Below are 24,860 nucleotides of genomic sequence, written 5' to 3'. Positions count from 1 at the left end.
TTTTAAAATCAAAATCAATGCGTCGCATCGATATGCTCGACCACTTCCAAATCGAAGCCGGACAAGCCTATGTATTTTTTCTGCGCACCCATCACCTTTAAACGCCTTACTCCCAAATCCGAGAGGATGCGGGACCCGGCCCCGGTGGTGCGCCAATCCGAATCGGCACTTAAATCCTGACTGTTTTTGACGCCATGATCCTGCATTTGATAGGCGTGAATCAGCTCGACTAAATCCTTGTTGTTTTCTTTCTGGCGGATAATCACCAACACACCGCGCCCTTCTTCGGCGATATTTTTCAAGGCTTCCCGCACCGGCAGACTGCAATCGCTGCGCTTGGAAAACAATAAATCGTCGATCAAATTACGGGCGTGGACACGTACCAACACCGGTTCGTCGCCAGCGACATTGCCCATCACCAAGGCCAGATGCACATTATCGTCGTTGCAATCCTGGTAGGCATACAATCTAAAATCGCCGAATTCGGTCGGATAGACGCATTCGCTGATCCGCTCCAGGGTATTTTCGTGTTTGATGCGGTAGTGGATCAAATCGGCGATGGTACCGATTTTCAGATTGTGCTGTTCGGCAAACACTTCCAGATCGGGCCGGCGCGCCATCGAACCGTCGTCGTTCAGGATTTCGACAATCACCGCCGCCGGCTCAACACCCGCCAGCCTAGCCAGATCGCAACCGGCTTCAGTGTGACCAGCCCGATTTAACACGCCACCGGCTTGCGCCATCAATGGAAAAATATGCCCGGGCTGCACCAGATCGCTCGGCTGGGCATTTTTCGCTACCGCCGCCTGCACGGTCAAGGCGCGGTCGGCGGCGGATATACCGGTTGTCACGCCGGTAGCCGCTTCAATCGATACGGTGAAATTGGTGGTATAAGGCGTATTGTTGTCGCTGACCATCAGCGGCAAACGCAACTGCTGACAACGTTCACGGGTTAAGGTCAGACAGATCAGGCCACGGCCGTATTTGGCCATGAAATTGATGTCTTCCGGCCGGGCAAAGGCCGCCGCCATCAACAAATCGCCTTCGTTTTCCCGGTCTTCATCGTCCATGATGATGACCATTTTGCCTTGGCGAAGGTCGGCTATGATTTCTTCTATGCTATTCATTTAATAAAGCCTGCGTTTTGTAATAAGGCCTCGGTGACACCGCCTTGACTATAAGCTGCGGTTTCGCCTTTCATCAAGCGCTCCAAATAACGGGCCAGCAAATCGACTTCCAGATTCACCTCGTTGCCGGCTTCGGTGCTACCCAGGGTGGTTTCTTGTAAGGTATGCGGCACGATGTTCACGGAAAAATACGCGCCGTCGACAGTGTTGACGGTGAGACTGATGCCGTTGATGCAAATCGAGCCTTTTTCGGCGATGTATTTGGCTAGCGAATCCGGCGCCTTGAATTTGAAGCGGATCGAGCGGCCATCGGCCTGCTTCTCGACCACTTTGCCGATACCATCGACATGACCGCTGACGATATGTCCGCCCAGGCGGCTGGACGGCGTCATCGCCAGCTCCAGATTAACCGGCGTACCGGTACTTGCTGTCTTTAAGGTGGTGCGCGATAAAGTCTCGTTGGAGACGTCGGCGCAAAAATAATGTTCGCCCAATTCCACGGCGGTCAGGCAAACGCCGTTCACCGCAATGCTGTCGCCCAAGGCGCATTCGCTCAACGACAGCTTGCCGGTATCGATAATTAACCGGCAATCGCCACCTTTAGGCTGGATGGTCTTGATTTTGCCGATGGCTAAAATAATCCCGGTAAACATGGTTATCACTCTATAAAAGTAAAAATGTCCGTAACGATCAGCGCGGCGCTGGCTCGGAGGATTGCTTTGGCGCGTGGGGGGGCGGGTCTTTCTTTAGCGACTTAGCCGGCTTACGATAAACATCAACGGTTTGATAGGTGCCGCTATGATAATCGTAGATTTCGATTTCGTGCTTTTCGCCAATCAATTTGCCGCCTTGAATCTGCAAGGTACTGGTTTCCGGGGTATCGTCCTCATCCGCCGTCGCCGAAGCAGGCAGCAGGCTAAATACCAATGTCATGACAATAATACTTTTCATCGTTTCAATCGGTTTTTGCTTGATAGCGTAATCTTAAATCCGGTCCAATTTGCCGGGCTTCGATCAGGCGCAGTGTTTTTTTATCCTGCATGGTCAGCATGCCCGGCAGACTAAATAGGCCGCGCCCTTGATCGCCCAACACACACGGCGCCATGTAAATCAACCATTCATCGATCAGTCCGCTATTGAGCAGCGCACCATTCAGCGTGGCGCCGGCCTCCACCCAAGCCGTGTTGATTTGTAACTCGGCCAGCAACTTAAAAACCTGTACCAAGTCTGCGCGCCCGTTCCGCGCATCGACCTGAAAGACTTTGCAGCCCACGTCGCGTAATTTCTGCTGTTTTAGCGCGTTGTCGCTACAGGTAATAATCCACACATCTACCGCATTGTCCAACAGCCTGGCGGATAAGGGCATGCGTAATTGCGAATCCAGCACCACTTTGACCGGCTGCACCGCATCGAAATCGACGCGCGCATTCAATTGCGGATCGTCGTACAACACTGTATCGATGCCGGTGACAATTGCGCTGCTGGCCGCCCGCAAGATCTGTACGTCTTGCCTGGCTTGGGCGGATGTAATCCATTGACTCTCGCCGGAGGCCAGCGCGGTACGGCCGTCGAGGCTCATGGCCAGCTTGCTGCGTATCCACGGTAAACCCAGCTGCATACGTTTAAAAAAGCCTTGGTTTAGCTTTTCTGCTTCTTGCTGCAAGACGCCGACCAGCACCTCAATGCCTGCCTCCCGGAGTTTTTGCAAACCGCGTCCAGCCACCAGGGGATTGGGATCCTGCATCGCCACCACGACCCGGCTGATCCCGGCAGCGATCAGCGCGTCGCTGCAAGGGCCGGTTTTACCATGATGGCTGCAAGGCTCCAATGTGACATAGGCTGTGGCGCCCCGCGCATTATCTGTTTTAGCCAGCGCATCGACTTCGGCATGGGCAAATCCGGCGCGTTGCGTCCAGCCCTCGGCAATCACGTTGTCGTCTTTGACCAACACACAACCGACATGGGGGTTGGGATCGGTTGTGTATTTGCCCTTTTCCGCCAATTTGACGGCGCGCGCCATATAGGCCGCGTCTTGACTAGGCGTCATGCTTTTGCAGATTTTCGATCATCGCGGTGAATTCGGAGACATCCTGGAAGCTGCGATACACCGAGGCGAAGCGTACGAAAGCGACATGATCAAGTGTTTGCAATTCTTGCATCACCAGTTCGCCCAATTCGCGAGCCGGAATTTCCCGTTCGCCCTTCGCCGTCAGGGCTTTTTTGATGCGGCTAAGCGCCGCTTCGACGGCGTCCACTTGTACCGGGCGCTTTTCCAGGGCCCGCTGCATGCCGGACCGCAGCTTGGCTTCGTCGAAACTTTGCCGGGCGCCATTGCGTTTAATGATGCGCGGCAAGGTCAATTCAACCACTTCAAAGGTGGTAAACCGCTCTTTACAGGCCACGCATTCGCGGCGACGTTTGACTTGATCGCCGTCGTCGGCCAAGCGGGTATCGATCACCCGAGTATCTTGTGCAGAGCAAAACGGACAACGCATAGTAAAGAGCCAAATCGAGATTCAAAGGGCGGCCATTTTATTACAGAATGGCTTTATATTGAAATCGGCTAATAAACCGCGCCTCATTCGTTCAATATCCCTTTCGCGACCGAGCGGATATGCACGTCGCGTTGCGGAAAAGGTATCTCGATATGGTGGGCCAGCAAAGCTTCGTATATTTTTGTGTGCAGGCGATGGGTAACGACTGTCCTATCGCTGAGTTCGCGGACGAATACGTTAATTTTGAACTGTAGGGCACTATCGCCAAAGCCGACAAAGATCACCAACGGTTCCGGGTCGCTCAGCACTTGCTCTACGCTTTTTACCGCATCGGCCAGAATTTCCTCCACCATTGCCACGCTGGTGCCGTAGGCCACGCTGACCGGCACCACCACCCGGGTGACGGTATCCGACAGAGTCCAGTTGATCAAACGGTCGGTAATAAAGGTTTTATTCGGCACCACCAACTCTTTTCTATCCCAATCGACAATATGCGTCGCCCGCATTTGAATGCGGCTGACCCGGCCGGTCACATCGCCGACCGTCACCGTGTCGCCAACCCGAATCGGCCGCTCGAACAACAAGATAATGCCCGACACCATATTCGCGAAAATCTCCTGCAAACCAAAACCCAAACCCACCGACAGCGCGGCCACCAGCCATTGCACTTGCGACCAACTGCCGCCCAGCTCTTTGGCAACCGCCAGAAAGGCGATGGTTATTAAGGAATAACGCACTAACTGGATCAACGCATAACGACTGCCGGCGGTCATTGCGAACTTGCCGGCGGTTACCAAATCCACCAAGGCTGGAAAATTGCTGGCAAACACAAAGGCCAGGCCGCTGTAAACCAAGCAAATCAGCAAATTGATCAGCGTGATGGGTTGTAATGTTTCTTTACCTTCCACCATTTCACTATGCTGCCACAGCACGACCTGATCGAACACTGTCAAGGCCGGCAAAATATCGCTCCAGATCATCCAGAAACCCATCAACATGATCACCATCACTACCGTGGTCAATAACTTATGGCTTTGCTGATTGATTTTGGAAATATCCAGTAATTGCTCCTCGACCGGATAGCCCCCTTCCAAGTTGGCGCTACTCACGGCAGCTTGTTCGACCTGTTTACGTTTTTGTCGCGCATTTTTTAAGGCCAATTGCCGTTCCGTGTTGCGCAACCAACGCAATACCAAGCCCTGGAACAATACGGTGATAAAAATCAAGCGTAGCGTTAGTAGCAACTTTTCCTGCAACTCCAATGCGCTTTGGTAGTAGCCCGCCACCGCAAAGCCGATGATGACCAGCGGCGTCAAGACGGCGATACCGTACCAGAGGTAACGCAAACTGCTGAGCCAGCCATCGGATTGTTGATAGAAGTTTTTGCCTAAGCCGGTTATGGGTTGCGTGAGGCGATGCAACACGTAGCTCATCATCAACATCATCACAATCATTGCCGTTCTACCCAGCGCATGACTGTGTTCCGAAAACAAATCGCTACCGGTCATCGCGGTGATAAACACGCAAGGTACCAGCACGAATCGCGCCCATTTCATTTGCGCGTAAAGTAACTGGACCGCATGTTGCGGCCACTGCAACAAGTTGTCGGCGACACCGCCGGGTTTAAACAAACGAAACACGAATTGCACTATGCACAAGGACACAGCGGTGGCGGTCAGGCCTTCGGCAAAAGCATGGCTAAACAGATTGGCCCGAACGTTCAATATCAACACACCAGCCATCCAGGCCATAAGCAATGGACCCGATAAGGAGAGCAATAACAGATATAGCAAGCTGGATAAAATTTCCGCAAATTCTTGATTGACGGCTTTTTTTCCTAACAGCTCCGTCAAGCGCTGTTTGACGCCGGCACGAAAGCGCCAGTGGAATATTACGACACTCAAACCACCGAGTACCAACAGCGGGAAATGACTAATACCGTCCCAAAAACCGCTCACCACCCCCAACCAGTTCCCGGGACTCATAAACCACAGCAAGGAGGAGAAAATATCTTGCAGGAAATATTTGTCGATAACCGGGGCACTTGGCACCCAGAGCAAGCGTTGATCCAAATACGCGCTAAATTTGTCGGCTATACCCAGCATTTGCTGCAAACTAAAATCGACATCGCCCAGCACTCGGCCGTATTCGTTGTAACCGTTAGCCAGTCTTGCCACCAGATCTTTCTGATCGTTCAGCAACATCCGCAATTCGGTACGCACCCTCAGCTTTTCCGAGTCCGGTGTGTTCTCCGGCAACTGGGCAATACGCGTCAACAACAGTTGATTAATATCGACCAGGCCCTTTTTGGCTTCATCCAGCTTGAACATTTCCAAACTCGCCAGCGCAATCTGATTTTGAATCTCGTCGCTCAAGGTGCTGTATTGTTTGCGTTGCGGCAAATTACGGCGCTGTTCGCGCAGTAAATTACCCAAGGCCGGACTTAAACCCGCCAGGCTGATTTTTTGCTCGGCGCTTTGAAAGTCCTTTTCCAGTTGTTTGTAGCGGACGTCGATTTCGTTTTTCTGGAGCGAGTACAGCTCCATATTTTTGTTTATTTCCTGCAAACTGCGGTTGAACTGCATGTTCTCTTTCGTGGCAGCGCGAATTAACGGATGCTTGCCCTCCGCTTCTTTTTCCGCCTGCAATAACGCTGCTTGTTCTTTGTCAGTTTCCTGCTGACGCCGCTCAAGTAGGAAATTATCGAGGTCGGCAATCACCAAGCTCTGCTGCTCGCGTTGCAAGGTCAACAGATGGACACGATCTTTATTGGTTTGCAATTGCAAAGGATTGCTAAGATTTTCCAGCTCCAGCGTTTTCAGCGTGCTGTTTAACAGGCGAATCCGGCTATCCAGCTGCACTTGCCTGGCTTCTTTTTGATATAGATTATCGCCGGCTTCAGACGCCAACACTTGCTGTTCACGCTGACTGGAGGCCTGCTTACTCTTGATTTCGGAGACTTTTTCCCTGATCAATTGCGGGCGGCCGCTCAGTTCGCCCAAAGTGGCTTCGATACGGCTAATCTCCGCATCCAAATCGCTAAGCCGGGTTTTTTCGATAAGCAGCCGTTGCTCTAACTCATCCGTCGGAAAAATCGCTAGTTTCTCCGGCTTACGAGTTTTCAAATTGGCTTCGGCCTCGGCTATTTGTTTTGCCAATTGCTTAACTTCTACCGGCAAGCTGTTTAATGCCTGCTTGAACGATTCAGCCTGTTTATCCTGGGCCTCCAATTCATTGAGGTTGTCTTCGCTCTCATGATAAGCGGCCAGAATCCGGTTTTTCTGCTCTTCAGGCAGATTTTGCTTGTCTTTGACGGTCTGAATACGTTGTTGTATGTCGGCAAGCGATAGCGATTTAATCGCCGGCTTTTGATTTGCGGCGTGGGCTAGGTTTAAACTGATCAGCAAAAACAGCAAACAAAAGGCAAAGCCGGATCTTAAAAAATTAGGTTTCATGCGTTGGCTGGATAACAAAATAAATCTTAAAAACACATTATAAGAATGGAAAACGGATTGAGCGAACTGGAAGGTGTTATTAAATATCGCCTTGATCATCAGCATAACGAGTTCGCTGCGGACATCGACATCAGCGAACTCAATGCCTGGCGTAGCCTGTTTTATCGCTTGCGGCTGATTGGGCAAATAGCCGAAAAATACGCTGGGCTGGGGTTTGGCAACATCAGTCGGCGCCTGGTTCCAGGCGGTCAGGCGTTTTTGATCTCCGGCACTCAAACCGGACATTTGCCGGTTCTTGACAAACAACACTATGCGCTGATCGAAAGCGCATCGCCGGAACATAATGCCATCAAGTCGCGTGGCTTATCGCAACCGTCCTCGGAAGCGCTCACCCATGCCAGCGTTTACCAGCAACACCCAGCGATTAACGCCGTGATACATGTGCACTGTCCGGAGTTGTGGTTGCAGACCGACCGGCTGAATCTGGCTTTTACTGCGGCAAACGTGCCCTACGGTACCCCGGAAATGGCCAATGCCGTTGCCGCGTTATTTACCTCAGGTAGACTGCAACAAACTGGATTATTCAGCATGCTCGGCCACGCAGACGGGATTGTGGGGTTTGGCGAGACCTTACCCGAAGCGTCCTGCTTATTAATCGAGCAACTCGCCAAGGCCATGGCTATTGAGCAAAACCGGCCGTGGCTTTAGAATACCTGCATTCATTAGCATTTATTAATTTTTCTCATGCCGGACATTATCATTTACACCGCTAAACTCTGCCCGTATTGCACCATGGCAAAAAAACTTTTTGATCGCAAAGGCGTCGGCTATACGGAAATCAATGTGGATGCCGAACCTGGACTACGTCAGCAAATGATGGAAAAAACCAAGCGTCGCACCGTACCGCAAATCTATATCGGCGAGCGACATATAGGCGGGTTTGATGACTTGCATGAGCTGGATATGAACCACGAGTTAGATCCGTTACTAAGCGCTTAAGCCGGTCAACACTGGTTTTGACATACCTTCCTGGACACCATCTTTATTGAATGACGCCAATTGCGATAACGCGCCGTGTATTATTTGTCTTGGATAAATGACCGGCCTAAAAATGCCCAAAATGCATGAGTCAACGGCGCGAGCAGCCCATTGTGGTCTTATTTGACGATCACCAATTGCAGACCAAGGCGGGTGACCAATTCGTTGCTCTCTACCCAAACCACTTTGCCCAAAGCGCTCAATCCAAGTTCGGCAGCCAACAGCTTAACCGGAGCGTTGATCTTGATGCAGGGATGATTACCCGTTAGCTTCAAGCACATGCCCTCTACCGAGCGATTCACGCCTTCCACACTGAAACGCTCCTTGTCGATAAACAATTCGGCTTTAAACGCTTCCAGCTTGCGGTAACCGCGCCGCTTGCGCCAGAGCTTGTGGGCATTGTGCACGACATCGCGAAACTCCATGCCCATCATGATGCGATTGCGTTCGCGTTTTACCCAAACGATATCGACTTCGCCAGCCAACATCAATTCCGCGACAAATATTTCCGCTCGCCGATCTTCATTCAACAACGCTTCAAAATCCTGGATAGTGGTGAGAAGGTCACCAGGACTGACTTCGACCATCGCGCCTTTCAGCGACACATCGTAGCAATTTAGTTGCAAGGTTTCGCCGCCAACAAATAATTGGCCTTCCGCGTTAAAGTTTTTTCGGTACTCTTTTCTATCCTGAAACATGATCGCAATCTCTCTATAACGTCGGTCAAAGATAGCTTAATTTTTGATTTGCGTTGCGCGGCGGCAGGCTTTACCTACCTGCACCATCAGCAATTCGTCAGTCCGTTAAGCAAATCGGCCTTGATGTCATCGATATTTTCCAAACCCACCGAAATTCTCACCAAGCTGTCTTTGATGCCGGCCTCGGCGCGCGCTTCAGGCGTCAAGCGACCATGCGTGGTCGTTGCGGGATGGGTGATCGTGGTTTTTACATCGCCCAAATTCGCGGTAATCGACAACATGCGTGTCGAATCAATCAGCTGCCAGGCGTGATCTTTACCGCCTTGCAATTCGAAACTGACCACTGCGCCGAAATGCGTCTGCTGGCGCTTAGCCAACTCGTGCTGGGCATGCGATTCCAATCCAGGGTAATGCACCTTGGCAACCGCCGGTTGTTGCTCCAGCCATTTGGCCAGCTCGAACGCATTATCGCAATGCGCTTTCATGCGTAACGCCAGCGTTTCCAGTCCACCTAGAAATACCCAGGCGTTGAACGGGCTCATCGTCGCACCGCCGGTACGCAGATAGGGATACACGTATTTTTCGATCAACTCTTCGTTGGCCACCACGGCGCCACCCACGCAACGCCCTTGGCCATCGATGTATTTAGTCGTGGAATGCACCACCAAGTCCGCGCCCAAGGTCAATGGCTGCTGCAAGATCGGTGTGCAAAACACGTTATCAACCACCAACAACACTCCATGCCGATGGGCAATGTCCGCTAATACCTTAATATCAGCGATTTCAATTAACGGATTGGAAGGCGTTTCCAGAAACAAAAACCGCGTATTGGGCTTAATCGCCGCTTCCCAGGCCGCCGGCTCGGTCAGGCTGACAAAATCGGTCTCGACACCAAACTTGCTGAAATAATTCTGGAAGGTCAAAACTGTGTTGCCGAACACACTGCGGGAACAGACCACATGGTCGCCGGCTTTCAGCAAAGCCATGCCCACGGCCATGATCGCCGCCATGCCCGACGAAAACGCCAGACAACGCTCGCCCTTTTCCAAATAAGCTAAACGCTCCTGAAACGCGCTGACGGTCGGATTGGTGAAGCGCGAGTAGATATTGCCGGGTTGTTTTCCGGTAAAGCGCAGGGCCGCTTCCTCAGCCGATTTGAACACATAGCTGGAGGTAGCGAAAATCGGGATGCTATGTTCGTCTTCGTGAGTGCGCTTATGCCCGGTGCGGATGGCCAAGGTTTCCGGGGCGTAGTCTTGCCAATCAAATTCACTCATTTCGGGTCCTGTTACTTTGCAACTTGCATCTCTATGATAAAGCTGCTGCTGTTACGCAATTCCTGCGCATTGTCATTGCGCAAGGCTTCGATGCGTGCCAGATAAGCATCGTCGATATCGCCGGTAATGTAATCATGACTGAAGCATGAGGTATCGAAATGCTTGATGTCCGGGTTACCTCGACCGACCGCTTCAATCAAATCGTCCAAGTCTTGATAGATCAGCTTGTCGGCGCCCAGAGCCTCGCAAATCTCATCCTCGGTGCGATCATGCGCAATCAGTTCATGCGCGGCCGGCATGTCGATACCGTAAACGTTGGGATAACGTACCGGTGGCGCCGCAGAGGCAAAATATACTTTATTGGCACCGGCATCGCGGGCCATTTGGATAATCTGCTCGGAAGTAGTGCCGCGCACGATGGAATCGTCCACCAGCAATACATTCTTACCGTCGAATTCCAACGAGATGGCATTCAGCTTTTGCTTCACCGACTTTTTACGCATTTTTTGCCCAGGCATGATGAAAGTCCGGCCGATATAGCGGTTTTTCATAAAGCCTTCGCGAAACTTCACACCCAGGTCATGAGCAATTTGCGAGGCGGCGGTGCGGCTGGTATCCGGAATCGGAATGACCACGTCGATGTCGTGGTCAGGCCATTCCCGCTGAATTTTTTCGGCCAGTTTTCTACCCATCCGCATTCTGGCTTTGTACACCGAAATATTGTCGATGATCGAATCCGGCCGGGCAAAGTAGACATATTCAAAAATACACGGACAGTGATCGACGACTTCCGTACACTGCTGGGTGTGTAACTGGCCGTCTGCTTCGATAAATACGGCCTCACCCGGCTCGATGTCGCGAATCAATTGAAAATCCAACACATCCAGCGCCACGCTTTCCGACGCGATCATGTAATCAGTGCCGTCATCATTTTCTCGCTTGCCAAACACAATGGGCCGGATACCATGCGGATCCCGGAAGCCCAACACGCCAAAGCCGGCGATCATGACCACGACCGCATACGCGCCACGGATACGTTTGTGCACGGCTCTAACCGCTTGAAACACATCGTCCACAGTCAATTTAAGTTTGCCGAATTGCGCCAGTTCATGCGCGAATACATTCAACAACACTTCCGAATCAGAATCGGTATTGATGTGACGTTGGTCATCCATAAACACCTGATATTTCAATTCTTCGGTGTTGGTCAGGTTGCCGTTGTGCGCCAAGGTCAAACCGAACGGAGAATTCACGTAAAAAGGTTGGGCTTCAGCCGAACTGGTGCAACCGGCGGTCGGATAGCGCACATGGGCAATACCCATATTGCCTTTCAGCTTCATCATTTGCTTGCTGGAAAATACATCCCGCGCCAAACCGTTATCCTTACGCAAATGCAAACGGCTACCGTCGCAAGTTACGATGCCGGCGGCGTCCTGGCCGCGATGCTGAAGTACCGTCAGGGCGTCGTACAAATCCTGATTAACACTTTGATTGGAAACAATAGCGGCAATACCACACATAGCAGACCCAAGTTATCGATAATGGATGTAATCCGCCAAACCGGTCGGCATGTGGGTTTTCAACCACACTGCCAAGGCTTGGAACGGAGGAATGAGAAGGGATTGTTTCCACCACGGATCTTCCGGCAACGGCGTTAGGCCGGCCAGCATCACCAACAAGGAAACCAGTACCGCCCCGCGGGCAATACCGAATAACATACCCAGCAAACGATCACTACCTGTCAAGCCGGTTTTTTCGATAAGCTGACTCAGCAAAAAGCTGATTAAACTACCCAAAATCAAGGTGGCGAAAAATAGCAACGCGAATGCGGCGGCGATTCTGGCAGAAGGATAGCTGATGGTGGATTGCAGTAACACCGAAACATCCCGGCAGTACTGCGTTGCAACCCAAACCGCCACCATCCAAAGTACCAACGCAAACGCTTCTTTAATAAAACCGCGCAGTAGACCCATTATCGCCGAAATCGCGATAATGGAAATGACGACGTAATCCACCCACAGCAACTTGGCCCAGGGTACAAAATCCAACATGGTCTAGCCGGCTAAATCAAACAATACGAGGTTGGCAAATGGCTATTCGTCCGCCGAAACAAAACTGTTGACGTTAATTTGCGCCAACTTAGCCTTCACGGCCTGGGCCTTGGCTTTATCGACGATAGGCCCTATGCGCACTTTAAAAACAGTACCTTTATCGCTGGCAACCTCTCTGACCGATGCGGCGAAACCTTGTTGCTTCAGATTATCCTGCAAACTGACGGCGTTAGGTTTTTGACTGAATGTACCCACTTGCAAATACCAGCGATTGCTGTCCTCGGCAGCCGCCGCTTTGCTGGCTGGTGTAGCCACCTGCGCAGGAGCCGGAACTGCCGCTACCTCTGCTTTTGGTTCTGGTAATTTGTTAACCGGTTTAAGCACTTTCGGCGTCGGACTGACCGCTTGTAAAGGCTGGACAGCAGGCGCAGGCGATTTGCTCGGTTTAGTCAGGACTGCCGGCGGCACATCTTCCGCTTCAGCAGGTTCTTCATCGACTTGCGCGACTGCCGCCGATGGCGCAGCGGGTTTGGCAGCCGGCAGACTCCGTGGCGCCGGCGCGGTGTCTTTGGCGGTCAATTTAACTTGCGGCTTAGGCGCTTCCAACTCCGCTTCAGATTCGCCTTCTTCCAGCACTTTAACCGCTTGTTTGGGGGCATTCTCAGCAGGGAGAGTTTCCGCTACCTCTTCAACTTTTTCCGGCAGAGGCATGATTTCCACATCCTGAGCCTTGGCAGGTAGCTCGGGGATTTTCAATTCATTGATGCTTTTGCCGGTTTCGTCGATCGGGTCGTCAAATAACATCGGCACGAAAATCGCCGCCAACGCGGTAATCACCGCCGCACCAATCAATCGCTGCTTTAACTCTTGATCCATTCTGATCACCTCTAAGAAAATTTCGATAAATATTCGGATACTAGAAAAAAAGAACCAAAAATCAAAAGCAACTCGTCTTGCCCGGTGTTTTGCCGAGCCGCGTGAAATGCCTCGGTAAAATCGGCAAAACCGCTACGGACATTGTCCAGGCCTTGTTGCTGAAAGATGGTTTCTAACATATCCGCACTAGCAGCGCGAGGATTAACCAGCGGCGCTAAGTACCAAGTTGTCACTTTGTCGCGCATCATGTTCAATACGCCGGCAATATCTTTATCCCGCATCATCGCAAAAACTGCGTGTATTCTGACTTCCGGGAAGTATTCGTGCAAATAGTCGATTAGTGTTTGCACAGCTTGCGGGTTATGCCCCACGTCAAGCAAGATTCGCGGCGAGCCGGCAATCAATTGAAAACGCCCGGATAGCTGGGCACTTTGCAAGCCTTGCCGAATTGCATCGTCACTGATCGCTAGTAGAGGCTGTAGGGTTTTTATCGCCATTATCGCCGACGAAGCATTTCGATATTGGTGCTCACCCTTAAAGGCCGGCGGTGGCAAGCGACTGATTTGCGTATCAGCAGACCGCCATTGCCAGTCGTCCGACCGTTTTTGATACGTGAATGCGTTGCCCATTTGCAGTACGGTGGCCCCCACTTGCTGAGCGACTTCGACTACCGAGCGAGGCCCTTGTTGATCGCCAATTATAGCCGCTACACCCGGCCTAAAGATGCCGGCTTTTTCCCGGCCGATGGCTTCTTCAGTATGGCCCAGCCAATCGACATGATCGAGTGCTATCGTCGTCACAATCGCCGCATCGGGATCAACAATATTCACCGCATCGAGCCTGCCGCCCAAACCGACTTCCAGCAACTGAATATCCAGACCCGCGTCGGCGAAAATACTCAACGCCGCCAATGTGCCAAACTCGAAATAGCTCAAACTGGTCTCGCCGCGTGCCGCATCTATACGGGCAAAAGCGTCGCAAATCATCGCATCGGCAACGGGCTCGCCATCAATACGAATGCGTTCGTTATAACGCAAAATATGCGGCGATGTGTAAGCACCCACTCTATAGCCCCCGGCGCGATATATCGCTTCCAGAAATGCCACGCAGGAACCCTTGCCGTTGGTGCCGGCAACTGTAATAGTCAGCGGCTTTTTCTGCTCGGGGTTAAGCTGCCGATATACGCCGGCAACCCGTCCCAATCCCAAATCGATAGGCCGAGGATGTAATTTTTCCTGCCAGTCCAACCAGGCTTGCAGCGAATCAAAACGTGTCATTTCGACCGTATTTATTCCTGAGGCTGCGGATTATCGCTCTCACCCTGATTGCTTAATGGCTCACTGTAAGGAATAACGTCGACCACGTCCGCGCTGCTGCTACCGGCGCACATAATAGCCAGAATACTGGCTATTTTATCGCGCATCTCGCGGCGATCAACGATCATGTCTATGGCTCCGTGTTCCTGGAGAAATTCGCTGCGCTGGAAACCTTCCGGCAACTTTTCACGAACCGTTTGCTCGATGACTCGCGGACCAGCAAAACCGATTAAGGCGTCCGGTTCGGCTACGTTTATGTCGCCCAACATCGCCAGACTGGCGGAAACACCGCCCATAGTTGGATCGGTCATGAAGGAAATATACGGAATTCCGGCTTCGGCTAATTTGGTTAAGGCCGCGCTGGTTTTGGTCATTTGAAACAGCGAGAACAAAGACTCCTGCATTCTGGCACCGCCGCTGGCAGTAAAGACGATGAACGGCACACCCAAACGCAAACTTTCGTTCACGCCGCGCACGAATCGCTCGCCAACCACCGAGCCCATCGAACCGCCCATGAAACCAAAATCAAACGCCGCAGCGACGATACCGGCGCCTTTCAGCGTACCTTTCATCACCACCAATGCATCGTTCTCGTTGCTTTGTTTTTGCGCCTGACTGATGCGATCTTTATAGCGTTTGCTGTCCTTGAACTTCAAAGGATCGCTGGGCTTTAATCCAGCACCGATCTCTTGACGGCCATCTTCATCCAAAAACATATTCAGCCGTTTGCGCGCCGAAATGCGTAAATGGTGATCGCATTTTGGGCAAACGCTTAAGTTTTTTTCTAGCTCGGCGTTGAACAAAATCGCATCGCAACGCGGACATTTATTCCACAAGCCTTCCGGCACGGTGGTTTTCTTCTGCGAGGATTCGGTTCTGATGGCAGAGGGGACCAGTTTTTCAAACCAACTCATTCGGTGTAGTCTCCGCTTGAAAGCTTAAACATCCATGGCTTCGCGCATGGATTTCAACAGGGTGATGATCTCATGCTTGGCTTGCTGAGGATCATCGAGATTTGCTTCTATTTTACTGATCAGCGCGCTACCCACCACGACACCGTCGGCAATAGCGGCGATAGTTTTCGCGGTGTCGGCATCCTTGACTCCGAAACCAACCCCAACCGGCAAAGCGGTATTCTGGCGAATCAGTTGTAATTTTTGTTCGACATCGGCGGTATCCAAATGCCCGGCACCGGTGACGCCTTTCAGCGACACGTAATATAAATAGCCGCTGCCCACTGCATCCATTTTCTGAATCCGTTCAGCAGTGGTGTTAGGCGCCAGTAAAAAAATCTGATCTATGCCGCGCTCGCGCAGCATATGGACGCAAGCCTCGGATTCTTCCGGCGGCAAATCCACGGTCAACACACCGTCAACATCGGCGCGTTGCGCAGCATTGGCAAAATCTTCGTAACCCATGATTTCGATCGGGTTTAGGTAACCCATCAACACCAATGGCGTGGTCTGATCGGTTTTCCGAAACTCGATGGCCATGCTCAATACTTTTCGCAAACCAACATGGTGCGATAACGCACGCTCACTGGCGCGTTGTATTACCGGGCCATCGGCCATCGGATCGGAAAACGGCACACCCAATTCAATGACGTCGGCACCAGCCGCGACCATTTCGTGCAGCAAAGGGACGGTGAATTCCGGATAAGGATCACCGGCAGTAATAAACGGAATTAAGGCTTTACGGCCGGAGGCTCTCAATTCGGCAAATTTGTTAGCTAAACGGCTCATAAACTGATGCCCTCGCGTTGCATAATCGTTTGCATATCTTTATCGCCGCGTCCGGACAAATTAATAACAATGATTTGATCCTTGCGCATGGTGGGCGCCAGTTTCATCGCATAAGCCATGGCATGGCTGGATTCCAGAGCCGGAATAATACCTTCCATGCGGGTTAAGGCATGAAAGCCAGCCATGGCTTCGTCGTCGGTTATGTTCACATACTGGGCTCGACCGGTATCTTTCAGCCAGGCATGCTCAGGGCCAACGCCGGGATAATCCAGGCCGGCGGAGATAGAATGGGTTTCGATGATTTCGCCATCGTCGTCAGCCATCAAATACGTCCGGTTGCCGTGCAATACGCCAGGACGGCCGGCACATAGCGGTGCTGAATGACGACCGGTTTCAACGCCGTCGCCGGCCGCTTCGACGCCGATCATTTTCACGGACTTGTCGTCGATAAACGGATAAAACAAGCCGATGGCATTGGAACCGCCGCCCACGCATGCCAAGAGCACGTCGGGCAAGCGGCCGGTTTGGTCGATGCATTGTTGACGGGCTTCACGGCCAATCACAGCCTGAAAATCCCGAACCATTGCCGGATAGGGATGCGGACCGGCCACGGTGCCAATAATATAAAAAGTATTATCGATATTGGTCACCCAATCGCGCAGAGCTTCGTTCAATGCGTCTTTGAGGGTTTTAGAGCCTGATTGCACAGGCACCACGGTGGCGCCCAACAACTTCATTCGATAGACATTCAGGGATTGGCGGGCCACGTCCACTGCGCCCATGTACACCACACACTCCAAGCCCAGACGCGCCGCGACAGTCGCGGTGGCAACGCCATGCTGACCGGCGCCGGTTTCGGCGATGATGCGGGTCTTGCCCATGCGCTTAGCCAACAGGGCTTGACCGACCGTGTTGTTAACTTTGTGTGCGCCGGTATGATTGAGATCTTCGCGCTTCAGATAAATCTGCGCACCGCCCAAATGCTTACTCCAGCGTTCTGCATGATACAGCGGCGACGGTCGACCGACATAATCCTTGAGATCGGCATCCAACTCGGCGAGGAACTCCGGATCCTGCATATAGCGCTGATAGGCTTCGTTCAATTCGGTAATGGCCGGCATCAGCGTTTCCGCCACAAAAATACCGCCGTAAGGCCCGAAATGGCCCCGGGCATCCGGCATATCGTATCTTTCTGTCATAGTTCTCAAGTCGCTTGATTAGTTTTTCTTATAAACGCAGCCATTTTCGCTGCATCCTTGATGCCTTTCCCGGCCTCAACACCGCTGCTCACATCCATTGCATACGGTTTTACAGCTTTAATCGCTTCCCCGGCATTTTCCGGCGTCAATCCGCCCGCGAGAATGATCGGCAAACTGCGGGTCGTCGGAATCAAATCCCAGTCAAAACCGCTACCGCTGCCGCCCTGCATTCCCGGATGATAGGCATCCAACAGTAATCCGGCCGCATCGTTGTATTGCTTTTGCAACCCTAGAACGTCCGTATCCGCTTGCATGCGAATGGCTTTGATATACGATTTATCGTAAATCCGGCAACCATCTGCAGGCTCATCGCCATGAAATTGCAGGCAATCCACCCTTACTTTATTCAAGACTTCACGAATCAAAGCCGGCGCGGCATCGACGAACAAGGCTACCACGTTAACAAAGGCTGGCAATGCTCTGCTGATGCTTGCGGCTTGTTCGATGCTTACGTTTCTTGGACTGGGCGGATAAAACACCAAACCAATAGCATCCACGCCCAAATTGGCGGCACAAAGCGCATCTTCCACTCGGGTAAAGCCGCAAATTTTAACGCGGGTACGCATCCAAAGCCTCACAAAAAATGGCGGCGTAGGATAACACAGCTATCCGATATGTCATGTCGGGACCAATAAAAAAAGGCTGACCCTTGTCAGCCTTTGTCCGACGGCTCTTCAGGCGGGCGTCAATGGGCATGATGATGGTCGTGATGATGACCGGCAACGCCATGCGTCGTTTCGTCCTGATGACTATCTTCCGGTTTCAAATCTTCGACTTCGGCTTCTTCATGCGTTGCCGGCAAACTATCCTCAACAGCACCTTCGTGTTCATGAGCGCGCGCCGCCGCTTGATTGACTTGATCCGCAGCGTGCACCGAGACGCCATGTTTATAAACCATCAGACCACCCAGATCGGCGGCAAACGCCAACAAGGCGGCTAAAATCGCCGCCATCAACAAGTACAGCGTGTTAGCTGGTCCGACTATCAGCCCTTTGCTAAACAAACGCCACGCCGACAGCGCAGTAGCCAGACTCAATACCGAAATACCCAGATGCTCATGATGCTCCATGATCTCGTGAACATCACCACCATGCGCCACACTCCCTGCCGCCACTAAACCGGCCGCCACGGTAAGCGCGGCAAACACGGTACCCAGATACAGAAATGCGCCGGCTATCTGCCGCCACTCCGAGCGCTTCGCCACGCTGCCGATCAAATCCAGAGTGAAGAACATAGTCAACAACGCAATCGGGAAATGCACCAGCAAGGGATGAATATTTTGTAACGCAGCAACGCCCGGCAATAAACTATCCAGACTTTCCGAAGGAGATTGCCGCACCAGCACTTCTAGGAAGGACAATAAGCTCTCCACCCCACCGGCCACTCCTCCACCGTTATCGCCGCCACCATGCACGGCAAACGTCAAGTGATCGTTTAGACCCCACATAAAATCTCCCCCGCTTCAGTTTTGCGCGGATACTACCACGATAGGCCTTAGCCTAGTTAATCGTCACTTGGGTGGACATAGTCAAGGCCCTGGTTTTACTTTCCAAAAACTCGGTGCCTTGTTGCTGGATAAACATCACTTGCAATTTCTCAGCATCGGCAAGTTTCATCCCTTCTTCCTGCCCCAGGCACAATAAAGCGGTAGACCAGGCGTCGGCTATGGTCGGGCTTTCGTTAAACACACTGACAGCAACTAAATCGTGCGTTACCGGCTTGCCGTTGCGGGCATCCAGAATGTGGCTGTAACGCTTGCCTTTGACGTCGAAATAATGCCGGTAAGTACCCGAGGTCATCACCGACATCGGCGTTTCCTTTGGTAATGTCACCACTTTGTGCATTTTTTGTTCGCCCGGCAGCGGTTTTTCCACCGCAATCCGCCAGGCCTTACCGTCCGGTTTGCTACCCAGCGCTTTTAATTCGCCGCCGATTTCCACCAGATAGTTTTGGATACCCAAAGCCTCAAGCGTGTTGCTGATTTTCTCGACACTATAACCCTGGGCGATTGACGACAAATCCACTCGTACATTCGGCAGTTTTTTCGACATATGACTATCGTCGACCAGCTGCAATTTGTCCATGCCGACATTCGCCAAAGCTGCTTGCAGCGCCGCATCGTCTGGGATAGTCAACTCTTCCCCCATGAAACCCCACATCTCGAACAAAGGCTTGATGGTCAAATCGTAACACCCCTGGCTCAGCTTGCTGACGTTGTCGGCCACTTTAAACAAAGCCACGATTTCGTCGCCGACCAGCTGAATATTTGTCGACGTGTTGGCGTTAAATTGTTCGATTGTCGAGTCCGGTCGGTAATTGGATAAGGTTTTATCCAAATCCAGGAAAACTTTTTCAACTTCAGCGCTGACTTGCGCATCATCCCGCGCTTGGGGCGTCCAATAACTGATGTGATACGTAGTACCTTGCGCGAAACCGCTAAAAGTCTTTACTGGCGGCAGCGGCTCCGCACATCCCAGTACCAGCAACAATCCCAGTATTACCGCGATCCATCCTTTCCGTAGCATTAAACCCCCGTGCAATTAACGCAAAAGCGCTGAAATAGTTTTGAAATGGCTATGCCGAGCATCCCGCAACCATTCGAACAACACCGATTCGTGACAGCTCAACGTGACACCTTGCTGCAGCATGCGCTGCAAGGCGTAATCTTTGTGCTGGACTTGGCGCGAACAAACCGCATCAGCCAACACATGAACTTGATAGTTTGCACTTAACAACTCAAGCGCGGTTTGCAACACGCACACATGCGCTTCCTGACCTATCACCACAACCTGCTTCCGACCGGTATCAGTCAGGGCTTGCTTGAAGCCGTCCGCGGCGCAACAAGAAAAACCGGTTTTACTAAAGGTACGGGTATTGCCCGGCAAACACTCGCTAATCTCGGTTTGCGTTGACCCCAGCCTTTGCGGATACTGTTCGGTCAATAACACCGGCACATCTAACAACCCGGCGGCCTGCAACAAGCGCCGACCGTGTGTGAGCATCTGTTGCTGGTCTAAAGCCGGCATAGCCGTCGACAAACGCCCCTGAATGTCCACCACCAGCAAAACGCTGTTGTCAGCGTCCAGTAAATTGGGATGCATCGTCATCGAAATTAGCCGTGCTTCATGATGCGCGCTCGGTCTCGCTGCCAATCCTTGTCTTTGGAAGCTGCGCGCTTGTCGTGCAATTTTTTACCTTTCGCCAGACCGATTTTCAGCTTGGCGCGGCCCTTGATCCAATACATCGATAGCGGAATCAGGGTGTAGCCTTTGCGTTCCACCGAGCCGATCAGCTTGTTCAATTCACGTCGGTGTAACAATAATTTTTTCTTGCGTACCGCGTCCGGATTGACGTGGGTGGACGCCGACAATAAAGCCGACACATGCGCCCCACTCAGCCAAGCCTCGCCGCGTCTGATCTCGACATAGCTCTCTTTCAGCTGAATCCGGCCGTCACGCAAGCTTTTCACTTCCCAACCTTCCAATACCAAACCGGCTTCGAAAGTCTCGTCTATGGTGTACTCGTGGGAAGCCTGGCGATTAACCGCAATCGTGTTATCGGTGGCTTTGTTGTCCTTCTTGGATTTTTTGGCTGCCATTCTGTAGCGAAGTTTTTTTAAACTGACTGAAAACGTGAATTTTGATATTTTACTCACACACCCGTTAAATAACGATATAAAAACACAAGGGCTCCCCAACATGACCGATAAAACCCCATCCATCCACGGCGAATGGTCCTCCCGTTTCGCCTTTATTCTGGCCGCCACCGGTTCGGCGGTCGGTTTGGGTAATATCTGGAAATTTCCTTACATCACCGGCCAAAACGGCGGCGGCGCCTTTGTGATGGTGTATTTAATCTGCGTGGCAGCCATCGGCATACCCATCATGATTGCGGAAATCATGCTGGGCCGACGTGGCCGGCAAAGCCCGATCAACACCATGCAATCCTTGGCCGAAGAAGCCAAAGCTGATCCACGTTGGGGCTATTTGGGCTGGATGGGCATGATCGCCGGTTTTTTAATCCTGGCCTACTATAGCGTGATTGCCGGCTGGTCGATGGCTTATATCTTTAAAGCCTTTTTCGGCGGTTTCTTCGGTACCGACGCCGGCGAAGTGAAGCAAATGTTCGACAATTTGATGGCCAGTCCGATTCAACAAATTTTCTGGCACACCGTGTTCATGTTCATCACCATGCAAGTGGTGATGCGCGGGGTGAAAGGCGGCCTGGAAAAAGCCGTGCGCTTTTTAATGCCGGCCTTATTTGTGATCCTGATTATTTTGGTGGCTTATGCGATGGCTTCCGGCTCCTATGCGCAAGGCATCCACTTTTTGTTCAGCCCCGATTTCAGCAAAATCAACGCCGACGCGGTGCTGACCGCGATGGGCCACGCCTTCTTCACCCTAAGTTTGGGCATGGGCGCGATCATGGTTTACGGCTCTTACCTGCCCAGCCATGTCTCGATTGCCAAAACCACCTTTTTTATTGCCGGCGCGGATACCGCGGTAGCCTTGCTGGCCGGCATCGCCATTTTTCCCTTGGTGTTTGCCAATCAACTGGAAGTTGCCACCGGTCCGGGCCTGATCTTTCAAACGCTGCCGTTAGCCTTTGGTCACATGAGTGGCGGTTGGTTATTCGGCGTGCTGTTTTTTGTATTGCTGTTTTTCGCCGCCCTCACCTCTTCAATTTCTTTGATTGAACCGGCCGTGGCCTGGCTGGTGGAAAACAAAAATATTGATAGGCAAAAAGCCTGCGTCTGGGCAGGCGCTGCTTGCTGGGGCTTGGGTGTGGCGGTGGTGTTTTCCTTTAACATCTGGTCAGAATTCAAAATCTTCGATAAAAATCTGTTCGAACTGCTGGATTACCTGACCGCCAACCTGATGCTGCCTTTGGGCGGTTTGTGCATCGCGGTGTTTGCCGGCTGGATGATGAAACAAGCCCATGCGGAGCAGGAACTGGAACTGCCGGCGCAAGGCTTTCAGGCTTGGCAATTTCTAATCAAATACGTAGCGCCGGCAGCAGTGTTCATCGTCTTCTTACATGTACTCGGGGTGCTGTAAATGATCACGGTTGTACAAAAAAGCGCCTTGGTCAAGTTTTCTGCCAAGCAAATGTTTGATCTGGTGGATGATATCGAGTCGTATCCCAAGTTCTTACCTTGGTGTTCCGGCAGCAAAATATTGAAACGCGAAGGCAACATCGTCGAAGGCCAAATCGACATCGCCAAGGCCGGCTTTCATAAATCCTTTACCACCCGCAATAAAGTCGATCAAGGCGGCAGAATCCAGATCAGCTTGCTGGACGGGCCGTTTTCCTCGCTGGAGGGATTTTGGAGCTTTATGCCCTTGCGCGAAGACGCCAGCAAAATCTCGCTGGACCTGGAGTTCGAGATCTCCGGTATGCTGGCCAACCTGGCCTTCGGCCCGGTGTTTAATCAGATCTGCAACACCATGGTCTCCTCCTTCACCCAACGCGCAAAAGCCTTGTATGGCGGATGAGTTGATTGCGGTTGAGGTGGCTTACGCCACGCCAGAACGACAATTGATGATTCCTGTCAGCCTGAAGGCAAATTCCAGCGTCGATCAAGCCATAGAAGCTTCCGGGATATTGCGGGAGTTTCCGGAAATCGATTTAAGTCAGCAGAAGGTGGGGATTTTTGGGGTAGTTTGTAATTTGGATAAAACTCTGTGCCCAGAAGATCGTGTCGAAATTTACCGACCTTTAACGCAGAATCCAATGGATGCGCGGCGGGGGCGGTTGCAGAAGTAGTTTGGGTAAACTTTTGATGGTTAACCAATTTGATTTAGGCAGTGCTAAATACAGACACACAGTTGAAATGAACCGATATTTTTATTTTTTTAAAACGTTTGGACATCGTTTTGACCCAATGTTTTGCGTCATTTAGGATGTCTAATTGTAGTTAGAGCGCTTATGCCTCAGAAGCCAATCACCATTCCCGATGCAGTTAGGCAATTGCTTGCGATTGTTGAGCTATTGCGCCAGTCGTACAAGACACAGAAAAAACAATTCACTCTCGATGGCCGATTGGTCGGCGACCTCGGCGAGGTATTGGCGGAAGAAGCTTACGACATCAAGCTATTTGAGGATCTGCAAAAGCACCACGATGCAACTGCCAGTGACGGCCGACTTGTTCAGATAAAAGCAACAATGCAAAAGAATCTGACCTTTCCGGTTGACCACATCCCGCTCTACTACATCGGAATACAAATTCACAGCGATGGCACATTTTCAGAGGTATTCAACGGCCCTGGCGCGCTCGCTTGGGAGGCCGTGAAGAACCGAAAGCCAACGAAAACAAATTTGCACTCTGTGTCCGTCTCAGCTCTTTCAAAACTTAACGCCAAGGTAGCGCCGGCTGATCGCATCCCAAAGCGCGCTCTAACCCTGCGCTCAAGTGGGACGCCTGCCGGCAAGCCGGCAGCCGCCCCTTAGCTCCACGTTAAGTTCCAACCCCTCGTATATGACACGCATATCAACTGAATATGAAGTGCTTGTACGCGATCTTCACGCGGCACTCGTCCGAAATGATCAATTTGACAACGTAAACGTTCTTCACAACGTGAAGATAAAAGGCCGTTCCGGGGCCACGCATCAAATTGATGTATATTGGGAATTCAAAGTTGCTGGCGTCACCTACAAGACCTGTATCGAATGCAAGCACTACAACAGTCGAGTAAAAAAATCTGATGTAGCTTCTTTTGTCGGAACCATCCAAGACATTGGAAACGTCACTGGAGTATTTGCTACTACCGTAGGGTATCAACAAGGCGCCGTACTCATAGCCAAAGCGAATGGCGTTCGCCTAGTCACTGTCAATCACCTGCTCAAATCTGTGAGCATCACCTCAAATTTCACTGCCCCGAACACGGATATCTTGCACATCAAATACGACGAAGAACAAGCCAAAGAGCGCCTCAAAGAAAGAGGGCTGACTTCTTTTTCAATTGCTTCTCAGTGGAACCGAAACACCGTGCTGTTCGATGCGAATGGAGAAGAGAAAATTGGTCTCGTTCAGTTCGTTAACGAAACAATGACAGAAGAAGGTATAGGCACTGTGGAGCCAGTCGATCTATACGACAAAACGGAGCTAGGCTTGCTTCGTATCGCTGAAGTTCAATACCGCCTAACAATGCATCGCTTCCAAACTACTGATGAGGTCGTTCTGAACGATACAGCGCGGGCCATCATGGAAGACGTTTTAGCAAATCAAGCTTGCTACCTGAATGACGATGGCTCAGTATCAAAAATTGAAACCTAACCCCTCATTCAACGGGACGCCTGGCGGCGCCCGTTAATTCGAACGTTATGTTCCGCAAAATGGACTCCGTTGAATTCGAGCTTATTGGGCAATGGCCGGATATTGATGACAAAGTCCTCGATGCCCTCCTTTGCCAAGAGTACTACTATGGTGGGGCGCTAGCCGCCCGACCCGACGGTGCTCAACCGGTTGTGATATTGCAATAATATAGAGAGCAGAGCGAAGCCCAACAAAATGCGAATGTTGGGCT

The 24,860-nt window shown here is 51.7% G+C and carries 27 protein-coding genes; 7 read left to right on the top strand and 20 right to left on the bottom strand.

Going from position 1 to position 24,860, the window contains the following annotated elements:
• Nucleotides 1-14: 14 nt before the first annotated feature.
• The 6 genes from ribBA to METH11B_RS0102475 form a co-directional block, all read right to left on the bottom strand.
• Nucleotides 15-1,127, bottom strand: a complete 1,113-nt coding sequence (gene ribBA / locus METH11B_RS0102500) for a bifunctional 3,4-dihydroxy-2-butanone-4-phosphate synthase/GTP cyclohydrolase II (RefSeq protein WP_026600634.1) — start codon at nt 1,125-1,127, stop codon at nt 15-17.
• On the bottom strand, nt 1,124-1,780 hold the full coding sequence (locus METH11B_RS0102495) for a riboflavin synthase (protein ID WP_020481574.1): 657 nt from the start codon (nt 1,778-1,780) through the stop codon (nt 1,124-1,126). Before METH11B_RS0102495 ends, ribBA begins: the two co-directional genes overlap by 4 nt.
• Nucleotides 1,781-1,817: 37 nt before the next feature.
• Complete coding sequence (locus tag METH11B_RS0102490; protein ID WP_026600633.1) at nt 1,818-2,078, bottom strand: hypothetical protein; 261 nt, start codon at nt 2,076-2,078, stop codon at nt 1,818-1,820.
• Between the two features lie 4 nt (nt 2,079-2,082).
• The gene (gene ribD / locus METH11B_RS0102485; protein WP_026600632.1) at nt 2,083-3,174 is read right to left on the bottom strand and encodes a bifunctional diaminohydroxyphosphoribosylaminopyrimidine deaminase/5-amino-6-(5-phosphoribosylamino)uracil reductase RibD; all 1,092 of its coding nucleotides are present in this window, start codon (nt 3,172-3,174) and stop codon (nt 2,083-2,085) included.
• Entirely contained in the window at nt 3,164-3,622 is a 459-nt protein-coding gene (nrdR, locus tag METH11B_RS0102480; protein WP_020481577.1) for a transcriptional regulator NrdR, read from the bottom strand. Before nrdR ends, ribD begins: the two co-directional genes overlap by 11 nt.
• A gap of 83 nt (nt 3,623-3,705) precedes the next feature.
• On the bottom strand, nt 3,706-7,077 hold the full coding sequence (locus METH11B_RS0102475) for a mechanosensitive ion channel domain-containing protein (RefSeq protein ID WP_026600631.1): 3,372 nt from the start codon (nt 7,075-7,077) through the stop codon (nt 3,706-3,708).
• 45 nt (nt 7,078-7,122) lie between these two features.
• On the opposite strand from METH11B_RS0102475, the gene METH11B_RS0102470 reads away from it, so the two are divergent.
• Nucleotides 7,123-7,785, top strand: coding sequence for a class II aldolase/adducin family protein (locus METH11B_RS0102470; protein ID WP_026600630.1), 663 nt, complete (start codon nt 7,123-7,125; stop codon nt 7,783-7,785).
• A 36-nt stretch (nt 7,786-7,821) separates the two neighbouring features.
• Nucleotides 7,822-8,076 carry a glutaredoxin 3 gene (gene grxC, locus METH11B_RS0102465; protein ID WP_020481580.1) on the top strand — a complete coding sequence of 85 codons (255 nt, stop codon included), beginning with the start codon at nt 7,822-7,824 and terminating at the stop codon, nt 8,074-8,076.
• Between the two features lie 158 nt (nt 8,077-8,234).
• Here the strand turns inward: grxC and METH11B_RS0102460 are convergent, their stop codons facing one another.
• From METH11B_RS0102460 to smpB, 14 genes are all read right to left on the bottom strand, one after another.
• Nucleotides 8,235-8,813, bottom strand: a complete 579-nt coding sequence (locus tag METH11B_RS0102460) for a PilZ domain-containing protein (protein WP_026600629.1) — start codon at nt 8,811-8,813, stop codon at nt 8,235-8,237.
• Between the two features lie 86 nt (nt 8,814-8,899).
• On the bottom strand, nt 8,900-10,090 hold the full coding sequence (locus METH11B_RS0102455) for an O-succinylhomoserine sulfhydrylase (RefSeq protein WP_026600628.1): 1,191 nt from the start codon (nt 10,088-10,090) through the stop codon (nt 8,900-8,902).
• Nucleotides 10,091-10,101: 11 nt separating this feature from the next.
• A complete protein-coding gene (purF, locus tag METH11B_RS0102450; RefSeq protein ID WP_020481583.1) occupies nt 10,102-11,610 on the bottom strand; it encodes an amidophosphoribosyltransferase in 1,509 nt (502 codons plus the stop codon).
• 12 nt (nt 11,611-11,622) lie between these two features.
• On the bottom strand, nt 11,623-12,141 hold the full coding sequence (locus METH11B_RS0102445) for a CvpA family protein (protein WP_020481584.1): 519 nt from the start codon (nt 12,139-12,141) through the stop codon (nt 11,623-11,625).
• Between the two features lie 42 nt (nt 12,142-12,183).
• Nucleotides 12,184-13,017 carry an SPOR domain-containing protein gene (locus METH11B_RS0102440; protein ID WP_026600627.1) on the bottom strand — a complete coding sequence of 278 codons (834 nt, stop codon included), beginning with the start codon at nt 13,015-13,017 and terminating at the stop codon, nt 12,184-12,186.
• 11 nt (nt 13,018-13,028) lie between these two features.
• Nucleotides 13,029-14,294: a bifunctional tetrahydrofolate synthase/dihydrofolate synthase gene (gene folC, locus METH11B_RS0102435; protein WP_026600626.1), complete on the bottom strand. Its 1,266-nt coding sequence runs from the start codon at nt 14,292-14,294 to the stop codon at nt 13,029-13,031.
• A gap of 11 nt (nt 14,295-14,305) precedes the next feature.
• A complete protein-coding gene (accD, locus tag METH11B_RS0102430) occupies nt 14,306-15,247 on the bottom strand; it encodes an acetyl-CoA carboxylase, carboxyltransferase subunit beta (protein ID WP_026600625.1) in 942 nt (313 codons plus the stop codon).
• Nucleotides 15,248-15,271: 24 nt separating this feature from the next.
• Nucleotides 15,272-16,075: a tryptophan synthase subunit alpha gene (trpA, locus tag METH11B_RS0102425; protein WP_026600624.1), complete on the bottom strand. Its 804-nt coding sequence runs from the start codon at nt 16,073-16,075 to the stop codon at nt 15,272-15,274.
• Complete coding sequence (gene trpB, locus METH11B_RS0102420) at nt 16,072-17,274, bottom strand: tryptophan synthase subunit beta (protein WP_036275557.1); 1,203 nt, start codon at nt 17,272-17,274, stop codon at nt 16,072-16,074. The genes trpA and trpB overlap by 4 nt, the downstream gene beginning before the upstream one ends.
• A gap of 5 nt (nt 17,275-17,279) precedes the next feature.
• Nucleotides 17,280-17,900: a phosphoribosylanthranilate isomerase gene (locus METH11B_RS0102415; protein ID WP_026600622.1), complete on the bottom strand. Its 621-nt coding sequence runs from the start codon at nt 17,898-17,900 to the stop codon at nt 17,280-17,282.
• A 119-nt stretch (nt 17,901-18,019) separates the two neighbouring features.
• Nucleotides 18,020-18,781, bottom strand: coding sequence for a DUF2231 domain-containing protein (locus METH11B_RS0102410; protein ID WP_026600621.1), 762 nt, complete (start codon nt 18,779-18,781; stop codon nt 18,020-18,022).
• 52 nt (nt 18,782-18,833) lie between these two features.
• A complete protein-coding gene (locus tag METH11B_RS0102405) occupies nt 18,834-19,859 on the bottom strand; it encodes an FAD:protein FMN transferase (RefSeq protein ID WP_026600620.1) in 1,026 nt (341 codons plus the stop codon).
• 15 nt (nt 19,860-19,874) lie between these two features.
• A complete protein-coding gene (locus METH11B_RS0102400; RefSeq protein WP_026600619.1) occupies nt 19,875-20,441 on the bottom strand; it encodes an isochorismatase family protein in 567 nt (188 codons plus the stop codon).
• A gap of 5 nt (nt 20,442-20,446) precedes the next feature.
• Nucleotides 20,447-20,932: an SsrA-binding protein SmpB gene (gene smpB, locus METH11B_RS0102395; RefSeq protein ID WP_020481594.1), complete on the bottom strand. Its 486-nt coding sequence runs from the start codon at nt 20,930-20,932 to the stop codon at nt 20,447-20,449.
• 100 nt (nt 20,933-21,032) lie between these two features.
• On the opposite strand from smpB, the gene METH11B_RS0102390 reads away from it, so the two are divergent.
• The 5 genes from METH11B_RS0102390 to METH11B_RS27545 all read left to right on the top strand — a co-directional run bounded on the left by METH11B_RS0102390 (nt 21,033) and on the right by METH11B_RS27545 (nt 24,610).
• Nucleotides 21,033-22,391, top strand: coding sequence for a sodium-dependent transporter (locus METH11B_RS0102390; RefSeq protein WP_026600618.1), 1,359 nt, complete (start codon nt 21,033-21,035; stop codon nt 22,389-22,391).
• Nucleotides 22,392-22,829, top strand: coding sequence for a type II toxin-antitoxin system RatA family toxin (locus tag METH11B_RS0102385; RefSeq protein ID WP_026600617.1), 438 nt, complete (start codon nt 22,392-22,394; stop codon nt 22,827-22,829). It abuts the gene before it with no gap.
• A 4-nt stretch (nt 22,830-22,833) separates the two neighbouring features.
• Nucleotides 22,834-23,100, top strand: a complete 267-nt coding sequence (locus METH11B_RS0102380) for an RnfH family protein (RefSeq protein ID WP_197027003.1) — start codon at nt 22,834-22,836, stop codon at nt 23,098-23,100.
• A gap of 162 nt (nt 23,101-23,262) precedes the next feature.
• Complete coding sequence (locus METH11B_RS0102375; RefSeq protein ID WP_026600615.1) at nt 23,263-23,784, top strand: DUF6998 domain-containing protein; 522 nt, start codon at nt 23,263-23,265, stop codon at nt 23,782-23,784.
• 28 nt (nt 23,785-23,812) lie between these two features.
• Nucleotides 23,813-24,610, top strand: coding sequence for a restriction endonuclease (locus METH11B_RS27545; protein WP_026600614.1), 798 nt, complete (start codon nt 23,813-23,815; stop codon nt 24,608-24,610).
• Nucleotides 24,611-24,860: the final 250 nt, after the last annotated feature.

The organism is Methylomonas sp. 11b (assembly GCF_000515215.1).
Lineage (GTDB): Bacteria > Pseudomonadota > Gammaproteobacteria > Methylococcales > Methylomonadaceae > Methylomonas.
Note: the sequence above shows the minus strand (reverse complement) of the source record. Positions and strands in the feature narration are given on the sequence as shown.